We start from the raw sequence: 12,732 nt of genomic DNA on the forward strand, positions 1-12,732 counted from the left end.
TCCGTCAGTCCGCGAAGCCCCTCTCGTCGAGATCCCAGGACAACTGGCCCTCGATCACGAGTCTCTGAGGTTTCATCCGGGCTCGGGTCGGCTTCTTGGCCTGCCGCTTGCCGGCCGTACGGGAGTTGGCACGCCGTTGCCGCTCCCGCACCAGTTCCCCGGGGTGGCGGCCGTCCCCCAGCTCTGCGGCGATGGTGACGGAGTACCCCTCCATGGCGCGCTCCGTCCCCAGGGCGAGCAGCTCCTCCCGGGACGTGCCCACGGTCCCGGCCAGTCCGTGCTTCACGAGCTCGATGAACTGGCTGTTGATCAAGTGCCGGTCGGCATAGTCGTAGCCGAGGCGTCTGCCTCCGTTCGGCCCGCGGGTGCAGTCGTCCTGGAGCAGCAGGCGTACGTAGGACAGAGGCAGGTACATGCCCGCTGCCGGGCCGCCGGGGTCGGCTCGGCCGTCCTCCGGCCAGTAGGCGAGCTTGAGGAAGCAGGGGTCGCTCCCCAGGCGCCAGTCGTGAGGCGCGTGGGCCGGCCGGCCGATCTGCGCCACGGCCTCCAGCCGGTCGAGCTGGCCGCGCAGGCGGTCGTCCACGTATATCCAGCGCTCCACGGGCGGGAGGCGCTTGTACTGGACCATCACAAAACTCTGGGTGGCCTCGTGGTAGTGGATCAGGTCGCTGCCCAGCCGCCCCTCGACGGGCGTGGCGTTGACGTTGGCGACCTCGATGCGCCGCCCTTCGTGTTCGAAGACGTGGATGTCGCAGCGGAAGTCCGGTCCGTCCCAGGGTTGGAGGAGCCTCGGGCCCGGCATCGAGTGGGCGGCATCGTGCTCGATCAGGCTCTGCTCGGTGGGTTCGGGGATCAACCCGGCGAGGTAGGTGTCGTGGGGACTCGATGGCCGGCGCCAGGCGCTGAGAGGGGCGAGGGGGAACTCGCCGATGCTGAGCGCAAGGCGCGTGGAGTCGTACTGCTCCTGCCAGGAGCGGTCCTCGATGCGGGAACTGTCGAAGGGGGCCTGATCCGCGACGCTGGTCAGACGGTCGAGGAGCTGGGCAAACCGCGGCCCCTGCTTGCGCAGTGCGGCGACGAGGCGCTGACCGAGCTCCTCGGGGAGTACGGCGACCTCGCTGGACAGCATGAGGGTGAGGTCCGAGGCGTCTGCCTGTGACAGTGAGGCGGTCACCGTGGCCAGTTCCACCGGCGCGGGACTGCGCCACAGCGGCTCCACCTTGATCAGGGCGTCGCGGGTGGCGATGCGCTTGCCCTTGGGGCGCTTCACCACACCGAGCCAACGCAGCTGGTAGGTGGGGTAGGCGGTGCCTGTCGCGGGATGGGTACGCGCGAACACGAGCGTGACCTGGGGAGACAGGTCACGCGACCGCATGGACGAACCCATGGTCTTTCCCATGAACTGGTCCAGTTGCAACTGCCAGTCGATGTCGTCGAGTTCTGCTGCGGAGAGGGAGATCGCGTAGACCACGGACGGCAGCGTATGTGATCAACGGTCCGGGTGAACGCTGATCTCCGCCCAGACGGTCTTGCCGGGGGCGGCGATGCGGGGTGTGATGCCCCAGCGGGTGGCGAGGGCCGCCACGAGGAGCAGGCCCCGGCCGGCTTCGGCATCGGGGGTGGGCGCGGCGAGGGCGGGCGTCCGCTCGGTGCGGGTGTCGGTGACCTCGATACGGATGCTCGTGGAGCTGGTGTCGGGGTCGGCGCCGACGGTGAGGCGGAGACGGAAGTCCCTGCCGGGGACGTGGCCGTGGCGTACGGCGTTCGCGGTGAGCTCGGCGGCGAGGAGGGTGACGGTGTCGTTGGTGGTCGTGCTGTACGGGTGGCCCCACTCGTGGAGACGGTGCGAGACGAGACGCCGGGCGAGCCGTGCGCCGCGTGGGGTGGATGTGAAGCGCATGTCGAACTCCCGGGCGGGGGCTTTGAATTCGCGCGCGGACTGGGTGGGGTGAGTTGTGGATTCCATGCGGCCAACGGTGGCGTTGCGTGAGTAACGTTGACCAGGAGTGACGTGCGGACGGGTACGGGCTGTACGCGTCGGTGCGGAGGGTGTCGGCGGTACGGGGCGTGACCGGTGGGATGGCCGGGGAGTTGGGTGCGGGAGGCGCGGATCATGGACGATCGTGAAGTGGAAGCCGGATACGAGGCCGAGCAGGGGGCGGCGGGAATCCTTCAGGTCTTCGGGCGGCAGCTGAAGCGGTTCCGGGAGTGGGCGGGGCTCGAACGGCCTGAGTTCGGGGCGATGACGGGGTACTCGGCGTCGACGATCGCGGCGTACGAACAGGGGCGGCGGATCCCGCCGGCGAAGTTCATCGACCAGGCGGATGAGGTGCTCGGGGCGCGCGGAATCTTGAAGGAGATGAAGGAGGAGGTCGCGCGGGCGCAGTACCCGGCGTTCTTCCGGGGCGCGGCGAAGCTGGAGAAGGAGGCCGTGGAGCTGCACGTGTACGCGGTGCAGGCGGTGCCGGGGTTGTTGCAGACGGAGGAGTACGCGCGGGCGGTGTTCGTCATGCGGCGGCCCTTGCTGGATGAGGCGACCGTTGAGGAACGGGTCGCGGCGCGATTGGCCCGGCACGAGATCCTCTCCCGCACGCCGATGCCCACCATCAGCTTCGTGATCGAGGAGTCCGTGCTGCGTCGCCCACTGGGTGGGCGGGACGTGATGCGGGGCCAGCTGGAACACGTGCTGTCGGTGGGGCATCGCCGCAACGTCGAGATCCAGGTGATGCCGACAGAGCGCGCGGAGCACGCTGGGTTGGCTGGTCCGTTCACCTTGATCGAGACGAGGGAAGGGCGGAGGATCGCCTACGTGGAGGTGCTCAAGGACAGTCGCCTCCACACGGAGCGGAAGTCGGTGCGGGAGATTGAGGAACAGTACGGACTCCTCAGGGCCCAGGCCCTCACTCCGCGCGAATCGCTGGCCGTCGTCGAGAAGTTGCTGGGAGAGACATGAACGTCGAAGAGCCTGTGCGGGCGATGCCGGAATCGGCCTGGTTCAAGAGCAGCTACAGCAGCGGCGAGGGAGGAGAGTGCGTGGAGGTGGCGAACGCCGTCGGTTCGACCCATGTCCGCGACTCGAAGAACAAGGCCGGGGCCATGCTGAGCTTCGACACGGAGCAGTGGGCGACGTTCGTCGCCTTCGCGTCGCGCTGACCTGTACGACAACGCGGGCCGCGCCAAATTCGGTTGGCGCGGCCCGTTCGTCTTCCTACTCGTCACCCTTCACGGGAGGCGTCCATCGGCGGGCGGCGATCTCCGCGTCAAGCCGAGCAGAGAAGTGTGCGTGCGCGGCCCGCATCTCGGTCTCTCGGTCGGCCTTGTAGAAGGGTGCGGTGTACCCCTCGGGCGGCGGGGTGGTGGCCGGGTTGTCCAGGTGGTCGAGGAGAGCCGGATAGGTCTCCTTGGCCTGACCGTATCCGTAGGTGTTGTGGTTGCGGGCGAGCTTGCGACCGTTCGCGTCGAAGTACATCTCCGCCTCGTAGTCAGAGAGGATGGGGTAACGGGACTTGTAGATCGCCACGAGCTGATCAGCGGTGATTCCGAGCCAGACAGACACGAGAGCATCCAACTCGACCAGTGCGGCCCGCCTCTCGTACTCCGTCCGGAGGGGTGTGTCGTACTCCCATGCCCCCTTGAGGTGTCCCGCGAGCGGAGCGAGACCTGCCCAAGCGTTGGCCCAGTCTTCGTACCCCGGCCAGGTGAGGTGGAACAGCTCCTGCCAGAGGGGGGCGTAGGCGTTGGTCAGACAGTTGAGCCGCAGGGTGCGGAGGAGGAGGGGCAGGGCGAGGGGATGGTTGGAGGCAGGGGCGGGCATCTTGTGCGCCTCGGCTACCCGAAGGTGTGAGCGTCCAGTGATGCGCAGCAAGTAGTCCATGGGCAACGCTGCCCAGAATCCGGCGGTCAAGACAGTCGCCTTGTTACTTCCAAGCGCTAGGGAGTTCACCGCATCGACGTGCGCCGGACCAGGAGGGATGAGCGCGGCAAACAAGCTGCGCTCGGTGTCGAACGGAACCATGACGCGCCAAGCAAGGCGGAAGAACTCCGTGTATGGGCGGCCATCCCAATGGTCCTGAACAGAGACGTAGCGGTCTGTCTCGCAGGCCCGGATGTAGTTAGTGCGAGGGATGGCGTCGGAGGGGAGGGCTGTGAGGTCGAAAGAAGACCAGTCGCGGTTTGTCTTGCAGGGGTTGTTGGGCTGCTTGTTGAAAGGGGTGGAGCCTGCGATATGCGGCCCTTGAAGGATGACTTCGCTGAGATCCTCGACATCTGAAGTCCGCCAGGAGTACAGGCCGAGCTTCTTGGTTGCCAGGTTCTCGAACATCCCGATGGTGATACGTGGGCGGAAACTTCCGAGCCTGATATCGATCGATGACAATGTTTCGATGGCGTCCTGCTCGCTATCGGTGACGGGATATAGCAGCGCAGCCTGACTGTCCGGTGCTTCGCTATCCCCTGCCAGGCGATTCCATTCCATCAGTTGCTCGGACGTTACGTGGACCAGGCGTGATTTGTGTGCCCTGAGGTCCCATGAGCCGTCATGCTTCATTCCCGGCAGTGCGCCCCTTCCGTTGTGAGTCAACGAGGAAGTGAGAGTGTCGGGCGAAAAGAGCCAGCTGATATGGGTGAAAGAGGGCGCTTTGCGTGAGCCGTAGATGTTGATGCTGAACTCGGTGTTCGCGTGGATCTCGGAGAAGACGCCGGTGCGGTTGTAGAAGTGCGCATGCATCCGCAGATGCCCGTAGGCGGCCTCACGGAGTCGCCCCTCTTTTGTCCCGCCGAAGTGCGTGTCTGGGTGAATCAACCCCGCCGTTCCCGCCGTGCTCGTCTGCCCCCAGACTCGGCACATGAATGCCCGGTACAAGTCCGGCCGCGTCTTGTACAGCAGCGGATACGTGGTCGGAGAACTCAGCAGGCCCGCCGTCCCGACGACCCCTGCCAGCTCGGCAAGGTAGAAGCCGGAAGCGCGAGAGCTTGTGAGTGTTTCGTCCTTCCGTAGCCGCCATTCCTCCGCGCTCGGCTTTTCGCTGAGCACGAACCACGGTTCCAACTCGGCGAGGATCACATCCTCCTGCCAGTCTGGCCGCACCCAAGGCGGATTCCCGACCTGCAGGTCGTACCCGCCCCGCTCGAAGACCTGGGCGTACTCCAACTCCCAGTGGAAGAAGCCCTGCTGCGTAGCGATGTCCTTCGAGCGGGCCGCCCACGGGAATCGGGACTCCAGCCAGTAAGACCGATCCATCCCCATCAAGTCCGGCAACGCGTCCTCGTACGGCGTCAGTTCCGTCAGCGACTCGAACTCCGCGATCAGCGACTCCGTCGGCACATCCTGCGTCCCCAGCAACGACTCCGCGAAGTCCAGCCAGTCGTCCAGGTTCGCCAGCGGGATCACAGCGCGGCGCTTCTCCGCAATGGACTCCTTGCGGCGGCCCATCCGCCGCTTGGCCACGTCCTCCTGCGTGAGCGACAGCTGCTTGACCTCCATACCGAAACCGGGGAGGGCCTCTTCCTCCCAGGACATCAGTACGCCGGCGTCCTCGTCCTCCGCCCCCGAGACGGCCACCTCATAGGCAGCCGACTGCTCCGCCAGCTCCGCCGCCTGCCGGTAACGAGGATTCGTCCCATCCAGCAGCGACGCCTCCTGGACCGGCCAGAACCACAGTGCGCACCACGCGTCCATCAGCGTCTTCAGTCGCCAGTACGGGGTGTCGACCGCCTCAAGGTCCGCCAGGACCTCCTCGCGCTGGACCGCCTCCACCGGCTGGCGCAGCCACTCCGGCTCCGCCCCCCAGACATCGATCTTGCGGCTGATGTCCCGCTCGGAGATCTCCAGGCGGCGAACCACCAACTGCCACAGGTACTCCGCCCGACGCGCGAGCCCCTGGAGCCGCGTCGTCTGCTTCGCGCTCGGCCACTTCGTGATCGCCTTGCGCCAGGTGCCGAGCGCCTTCGCCTCCTCCGGGGCAAGCGCCTTCGCCTCCTTCTCGGCCGCGACCGCGCCCCACTCCTTCGCCGGAAGCAGGAAGTGGTGGACCGAGCCGGCCGGCAGGCCCGCCGCCGCATCCGTGAGAGGGAAGCGTTCCGGCGTGGCGCCCAGCCAGCCGCCCTTCTTCAGGCGGTCCGCGCCGTAGATCTCCCGCCGACCGCCGATCAGCGAGTTGCCCCGCCGCAGGTGGAGGCCGAACCACGGCGCCTCCATACCGGGGTGCATCGTGTTCAGCCACAGCGAGACCTCAGCCAGTTCGACGGCCGTCGAGTTGAGGTCCACGCCGTAGGAGTTGTGCAGCGCGATGTACGCCTTGGCCTTCTGGAGCTCCACCGGGTACTGCTCGGTGTCGATCGCCTGGCCGGTCTCGTCCTGGCGGCGGCGCAGGTACTCGGCCGCGACCTGGTTGATGGCCTCGTTGAGGAACGCGCCCGAGCCGAGGGCCGGCTCGCAGATCTTCCAGTCCAGGAGTTCCCGGGCTTCCGTGACCGTGTCGTCCTGGTCGAGGCGGTGCTGCAACGCCAGCTGGACCGTGACCTTCGTCAGGGATTCCGGCGTGTAGTACGAGGCCGAGGTCTGGCGGTCGCGGCCCGAGAGACGGTAGACGAACGAGCCCGGGCGGTACCGGACCCGGACGTCGGCGCCCGTCTCCTCGTCGCGACGGCGGACGAAGACGGAATCCGCGTACTCGTCGGCCTTCGAGGACGGGATCAGCCAGGAACCGTCCTTCGGGTCGCCGTTCTTCGCGACCTCGTACAGTTCCTCGCCCGCGATGAAGCCCGCGTACGACATCAGCCCCTCGTACACCGCGCCCAGCTGGTTGATGCCGAGCTGCGCGTACGAGATGAAGCCGCCGCGCTCGCCCTTCCTGCCCCGGGTGAGCATCAGCTTCCGCAGGACCTTGTACAGGGTCGCGTTGCGGAGGCGGGTGTCCAGGTAGCGCGGGCCCTCGTCCGAGTCGTCGTCGTGGCGGGGGTCCTTGACGGACTCCGCGCCGATGAGGCGGATCGACTCCGGCTCGAAGAGCTTCGAGTGGAGCGGCTCGAAGCGGAGACCGACGTCTTCCGACTCCTTCTCCGCCACCCCGTGCGTGCGGCGCGGCCGGTAGCCCTCCTGGACCTTGCTGAAGAGCAGGTCCAGGGACTCGTACAGGTAGACGCCCTCGCGGGCCTTCTCGCCCACCAGGTCGCGTTCCGCGACGAGTTCGCCGAGGCGGCCGAGGCCGTACCCCTGGTGGTACTCGGGGTAGTCGGACGGCAGGATGCCCAGCTCGGGGCGGGCCTCCGCGTACAGGAGGAAGAGGATGCGGTACAGGTAGCGGAGCGACTCGCGGGTGAGCTGCCGGGAGAGTTCGGGGAGTTCCTTTACGTCCTCCAGGCGGACTCCGTCATGGCTGGTGATCCGCTCCAGGACCTCGTTCGCGATGAGTTCCACGGATTCGCGGAGGCCGTCGCGGAGTTCGGACGAGACGCCGACGGCGTGCTTCGTGGACTTGTCGACGAGGCCGGCGAGCGGGTTCTCGCCGCCCTCCTCCGGAGTGCGCAGCGAGTCCGCGCCGAACAGGGCCGCCAGGGTGTCGAGTTCCTGGCCGTCCTTGGTGTTGTTGCGATCGAGGGCCGTGTCCAGCGAGGCAGCGAGGTAGCGGCCCTCACCCCAGGCCGCCCGGTCCGCGAGGACGATCACGCCGCCGGCGAGCAGCAGCACGTACCGGGGTGCGTCCTCGCTCGCGAAGAGGAACGAGGCCAGCTTCGAGCCCGTACGGAGCGACGAGGACGCGTCCAGCTGTACGGGGGTGAGGAGGCGGCCGGGGCCGTCCGGGTCAAGGGCGGCGTCCGGTTCGGCCGCCCAGCCGCAGTCGACAGCCACGAGGCCCGGCTCGGCGTGCGCGACCGGGATCTCGTACGTGTGGTCCGCTCGCGACACCGTGAGGGTCTGGGGCTTGGCGTCGTAGCCGAGCGCGCGGAGGACGGCGGCGTTGAGGGAGGTCGCGCGCTCGCGCCACTCGGGTGCGTCGTACGTCGTCGCGTCGTCGTGTGCGACCGCCGCCTCCGCGAAGAAGGCGCGGGTGCGGAAGTACGGGCGGCGCAGGGCGCGCAGACCCAGACGAGGGGTGACCGGGAGGGCCTCCGGGTCGGGTTCCTGATCCGCGGAGTCCGCGGACTTGGCCTCCTCCTCGCGGGTCTTCCAGGCCGCGAGAAGCCCGGACTTGAGGTCCTTCGGGAAGACCTCGGCCAGGTAGTGCGCGGAGAAGTAGTCGCCGCGGTTGACCAGGGAGTCGTACGTCATGGGGATTCTCCTAGGCGTGCGCGGCGGAGCCGTGGGCGGAGTCGAGGACGGCCAGCACGCGCAGCATCGGGCGGCCCGTCGTCAGGAGGGAGTCGGCGAGGCGGGAGAGGTCGTCCTTGGTCTCCTCGCCCGCGAGGGTGGCTTGTTCCCACTGGCCGAGGCGGTGCCGGTACTCCTCGATCGGGGCGAGGAGGGCCTTGTCCCACTCCGAGCTGTGGCGCGAGAGGAAGGCCTCGGCGGCCTCCAGGGCGGCGGGGATGCCGGCCCGCAGGCCGTCCACGTCGTGGGGATGCAAGGGGTTGGCCATCGTCGGTCCGATGCCGGCCTCGCGGAGTATCCCCACCATGTCGTCGGTGACGTCCTCGCCCGTGACGGCCATCCACTTGACGACGGTCGGGCGACCCAGGGCGTTGGAGTAGATGCCCTGCACGAGATACACGGAGGCCTCGACGTCGGCCGTGATGACCGGGGCCTCCTGGCGGCCCAGCTTGACGAGGACCTTGTCGGTCAGCCACTCCACCACCGGGTGGAGGTCGGTGAGCAGGGAGATCTCCGGCCAGCTGGAGGTGCCCGACTCGCGGGCCCGTACGAGGGCGCGGTCGGCCAGCTTGCGGTTGAGGGTGACGAGGAGGCGTTCGCTCAGGCGCTGCTCGCGGCGGTAGTCGGGCGGCAGCGCCTTCAGGCGGTGCACCAGGTCGACCGGGGGCTTGAAGGAGATCAGGCCGTTCTCGGGGTCGCGGTCCATCCCGAGGGACTGCTGGGCGTCCGGGAAGACCTCCCGTACGGCCTCGTCGACGAACTCGCGGGTGGTCGTGAAGAGGCGAGGCACGTGGGCTTTTGGCGGGGCGGCCGATGAACCGTCCGATGCGGGAGTCTCGGCGGCGGGCTCGGCGGACACGTCGTCGACCTGGGCGAAGAAGTCGGCCAGGAAGTCGTCCGCCCCGCCCGCCTCCTCGGCGGTGTGCTGGAGGGACTCGTCGACCGTGCGGCCCTTGAGCAGGTCCTGGATCAGCGACTTCTCCTCGGCCTCCGCGCGGTACAGGCCGGAGACCGCCTCTGCCGTGCCGAGCGAGCGGTGTGCCTCGTCCTCCCGTTCGAGGAGACGTTCGGCGACCGTGCGGTCGTCCTTCGCGCCGTCCACCTCGCTGGTCAGGATCAGGGCGCGGAACTGCGGCTTGTGAACCTGACCGTAGCGGTCGATACGGCCGTTGCGCTGCTCGATGCGGATCAGCGACCACGGAACGTCGTAGTGGATGAGCTGATGGCACTGCCGGTGGAGGTTGACACCCTCGGAGGCCACGTCGCCGGTGAAGAGGATGCGGACGGGTGCGTCGGCGAGGCCGAAGTCCTCGACGCACTGCATCTGCTGCTCGTCGGAGAGGCCGCCGTGCATCACACGGGCCGCTTCCTCCAGGGCCTTGCCCTTGAAACCGAGCGCGGCCGGTACGGCGGACCGCAGCCACTCCAGGGTCTGGACGCGCTCGGAGAAGACCACGACGCGTGTCTCGCTGCGCGGTCCGACCCCGATCGCCTTCAGCTGCTCGACGAGAGCGGCGAACTTGGCAGAGTCCTGCTCGGTCAGAGCGTCCGTCAGCTCCCGCAGGCGCTGGAGGGCGGCCAGTTCGGTGCCCGTCGCGTCCGGGTCGTTCTTCTTCTCCAGCGTCTTGATACGGGTGTCGACCGTCGAGCTCAGGGCGGCGTGCGAGGAGAGGAAGGATTTGAGCAGGGTGTACGGGAAGAGCGGGACCTCGCTCACCGAGCGGCTCTCGGTGGGCAGCCAGACCTGGGCCAGCTCCTCGAAGATCTTCTCCTCGGCCGGGGTCGCCGGGCAGCGCACCGACTCGGAAGGTCCCCGGTCGGCCCACTGGCCGGACATCTTCTCCCGTACCTCGGCGCTGACCTTGGTGCGGCGGATGAACAGGTGCTCGATGTCCTCGGCCGAGTACCGCTCCGGGTCGCGGATCGCCGCCGGGTCGAGCAGCGCGATCAGCTCGGCGAACGAGCGGGCGTTGCCGTTGTGCGGGGTCGCGCTGGCGAGGATGAGGGCATCCGTCTGCGGGGCGAGGAGCTGCGCGAGCTGGTTGCGCAGCGAGCCGCGGTTGATCAGGTTGTGCGACTCGTCGATGACGACGGCGTCCCACCGGATGTGCTCCAGGTGGTGCTTGTACTGATCGGTGTTCTTGAGGGTGTCGATCGAGACGATCACCCGCTTGAAGAACGTGAAGGGGTTGCGGCCCGCCGGGATCTCCCGCTGGATCCGCTCGATGCCCGCGGAGTCGAGGCGGATCAGCGGGATCGCGAACCGCGTCCACAGCTCGTGCTGGAACTGCTCCAGAACGTGCTGCGGGGTCACGACGAGGATCCGCTCGCCGCGGCCGCGGCGGATCAGCTCTGCGAGGGTGAGTCCGATCTCCAGGGTCTTGCCGAGGCCGACTACGTCCGCGATCAGCATGCGGGGGCGCAGGTTCCGGCCCGAGAGCGCGAGCTGCGCGGGCCGCTGCTGGTAGGGGAGCGGGTCGAGCAGGAAGCTGTCGGCGAGGGCCAGGCCGCGCTCGGACTGGGGCAGCGGGGTCTTGCGCAGGATCGCTTCCAGGAAGAGCCGGCTGCGGCGGAAGTTCGGCGAGTCGTCGCTGATCAGGGTGGTCTTGGCGGGGTCCATGAGCTCGATGCCGGGCGCGCCGTCGCGGGTGCGTTCCAGGCCGGTGAAGAAGACGGCCTCCTGATCGCGGACGAACTCGGAGATCCCGACGGCTTCGATGCGATCGCCGTCATGGTCGGTCCGGGTGACGTTCTTGACCAGCCATTCCTCATCGCGCACGACGATCTGGGCGCCGGGCGGGAGACTCGTACCGGTACCCGGGGCGGGCTGCCGACCGGACTGCCGACTGGACTGCTGGGCGGTCACCCGCGGTACCTCCTGGTAGCTGCTGAACTGTGTAGATCTTCGTGCGGGCCACGGCCCCGGACAAGGGGCGATGGTCACCTTTGTCCGGGACCCCCCGGCGCCTTGCTGCCCGTCGGACCGCTCAGAACGGCGCCGTCGACGCGTATGTCTCCCGCAACTGGGCCGCGATCCGGAGCGCGGCGGCGGAACGTCGAGGGCCGGCGGGAGGCGCGGGAGTGGGCGTGGGCATGGGTTGCGCCGGGGTTTCGGCTGCGGGCTCTGCGTCCGGGGTGGTGACCGCGATCGTCGGGGTGTAGCCCGGCTGTTGGGCGGGGGTGGACTGCTGCGGCAGCGGGACGGTCGGCGCCACGGCCACCGGCGGGTTCGGGGTCAGGAGGGTCGAGGCCTCGGCGAAGGTCTCGGCGTCCGTCGACGGCGGGGTAGGAGCCGGTACAGGGGAGGGCTGCGGCGGTTCGTACGCGGCCGCGGTGAGGGAGGCCAGCTGCCGTCGGGCCTGGGCCACGGTCACTCCGTGCGCCTTGATGATCGCCACGCACCGGGAGACCACCTCGTCCATCGTCGGACGGTCGTGCTGTGCGTACCGGAGCATGGACGACAGGAGACCGACCAGTTCCTCGGGCGCTCCCGACAGGTCGGGCTCCTTGTCGGGGTTGACGATGTGACTGAAGAGCACCTGTACGTGATCGGCCTGGTACGGATAGTGGCCCGTGGTCATGAAGAGCAGAACCGCCCCGAGCGCGTACACGTCCACCGGTGCCGTCAGCGGCTTCTCTCCGTTCGCCTGCTCCGGAGACATGCAGGCGGGGGTGCCCATCACCATGTTCGGCGCAGTGAGGGAGGCGCTGGACTCGGCGAAGACGGCGAGGCCGAAGTCGATGATCTTGGGGCCGTTGGGGCCGAGCAGGATGTTCGCCGGCTTGAGGTCCCGGTGCAGCAGCCCTTGGCTGTGGACTCCGGCCAGCGCCTCGGCAAGGGTCGCGCCGAGCGAGGCGGCCGCCAGCGGCGACAGGACACCCCGGGTGTCGAGAAGCCGACGCAGGTCGGGGCCCTCCACGTACTCGGTCGCGAGCCACGGCTGCTCCGACTCCGTGTCGGCCTTCACGAACGCGGCTACGCGCGGTCCCCAGATCGTCTTGAGGACCTCGATCTCCTGGGCGAACCGCTGCCGGGTCTCCGAATCGACGACCGTGGGTTTGATCACCTTCACCGCGACGGCCTCACCGGCGGCGGACTCGCCGAGGTAGACCTGGCCCATGCCGCCGTGGCCGATCCGTCCCAGTAGCGTGAACCCGCCCAGCTCGGCCGGATCGTCCGGGCTCAGCGGCGTTGCGTTCACTCTGGTCTCCACCTCGAAGATCCACCGAAGGTCGCGCGATGGTCGCGTACGTACGGGCCAAGGGTATCGGCGGTGTCCGACATAGGGTCGGGTTCGGGTCAGACCGCCCAGGCCCTGGCCGGATACAGCCAGTGGTGATCGAGAACAGTTCCCGCGAGCTCAGGCTTAGCCTGCCCTCCCGAGTCGATCAGGGCGGCGTGAATCAGCCAGGTACTTCGGTCT

Annotated in this window: 7 protein-coding genes; 2 read left to right on the plus strand and 5 right to left on the minus strand. The window is 68.3% G+C overall.

Annotation, left to right across the window (positions count from 1 at the left end; all coding sequences use genetic code 11):
- Nucleotides 1–4 precede the first annotated feature (4 nt).
- Both ACFC0D_RS15245 and ACFC0D_RS15250 read right to left on the minus strand, forming a co-directional pair.
- Entirely contained in the window at nucleotides 5–1,471 is a 1,467-nt protein-coding gene (locus ACFC0D_RS15245) for a hypothetical protein (protein ID WP_376435036.1), read from the minus strand.
- Between the two features lie 18 nt (nucleotides 1,472–1,489).
- Complete coding sequence (locus tag ACFC0D_RS15250) at nucleotides 1,490–1,966, minus strand: ATP-binding protein (RefSeq protein ID WP_376435039.1); 477 nt, start codon at nucleotides 1,964–1,966, stop codon at nucleotides 1,490–1,492.
- 147 nt (nucleotides 1,967–2,113) lie between these two features.
- On the opposite strand from ACFC0D_RS15250, the gene ACFC0D_RS15255 reads away from it, so the two are divergent.
- Together ACFC0D_RS15255 and ACFC0D_RS15260 are read left to right on the plus strand one after the other, a co-directional pair.
- Nucleotides 2,114–2,953: a helix-turn-helix domain-containing protein gene (locus ACFC0D_RS15255; protein WP_376435091.1), complete on the plus strand. Its 840-nt coding sequence runs from the start codon at nucleotides 2,114–2,116 to the stop codon at nucleotides 2,951–2,953.
- Nucleotides 2,950–3,153, plus strand: a complete 204-nt coding sequence (locus tag ACFC0D_RS15260) for a DUF397 domain-containing protein (RefSeq protein WP_376435042.1) — start codon at nucleotides 2,950–2,952, stop codon at nucleotides 3,151–3,153. The genes ACFC0D_RS15255 and ACFC0D_RS15260 overlap by 4 nt, the downstream gene beginning before the upstream one ends.
- Nucleotides 3,154–3,208: 55 nt before the next feature.
- Here the strand turns inward: ACFC0D_RS15260 and ACFC0D_RS15265 are convergent, their stop codons facing one another.
- From ACFC0D_RS15265 to ACFC0D_RS15275, 3 genes are all read right to left on the minus strand, one after another.
- Nucleotides 3,209–8,269 (minus strand): class I SAM-dependent DNA methyltransferase, encoded by a 5,061-nt coding sequence (locus tag ACFC0D_RS15265; protein ID WP_376435045.1) that lies wholly within the window; start codon nucleotides 8,267–8,269, stop codon nucleotides 3,209–3,211.
- Between the two features lie 10 nt (nucleotides 8,270–8,279).
- The gene (locus tag ACFC0D_RS15270) at nucleotides 8,280–11,174 is read right to left on the minus strand and encodes a DEAD/DEAH box helicase (RefSeq protein ID WP_376435047.1); all 2,895 of its coding nucleotides are present in this window, start codon (nucleotides 11,172–11,174) and stop codon (nucleotides 8,280–8,282) included.
- Between the two features lie 121 nt (nucleotides 11,175–11,295).
- A complete protein-coding gene (locus tag ACFC0D_RS15275; RefSeq protein WP_376435049.1) occupies nucleotides 11,296–12,510 on the minus strand; it encodes a protein kinase in 1,215 nt (404 codons plus the stop codon).
- Between the last annotated feature and the right edge of the window lie 222 nt (nucleotides 12,511–12,732).

Source organism: Streptomyces sp. NPDC056222 (assembly GCF_042264065.1).
GTDB lineage: Bacteria > Actinomycetota > Actinomycetes > Streptomycetales > Streptomycetaceae > Streptomyces.

Bases quoted from the DNA above. Each gene is read 5' to 3' on its own strand.
- ACFC0D_RS15260 (WP_376435042.1), top strand. From the start codon at position 2,950: ATGAACGTCGAAGAGCCTGTGCGGGCGATGCCGGAATCGGCCTGGTTC.
- ACFC0D_RS15255 (WP_376435091.1), top strand. From the start codon at position 2,114: ATGGACGATCGTGAAGTGGAAGCCGGATACGAGGCCGAGCAGGGGGCG.
- ACFC0D_RS15265 (WP_376435045.1), bottom strand. From the start codon at position 8,269: ATGACGTACGACTCCCTGGTCAACCGCGGCGACTACTTCTCCGCGCAC.
- ACFC0D_RS15250 (WP_376435039.1), bottom strand. From the start codon at position 1,966: ATGGAATCCACAACTCACCCCACCCAGTCCGCGCGCGAATTCAAAGCC.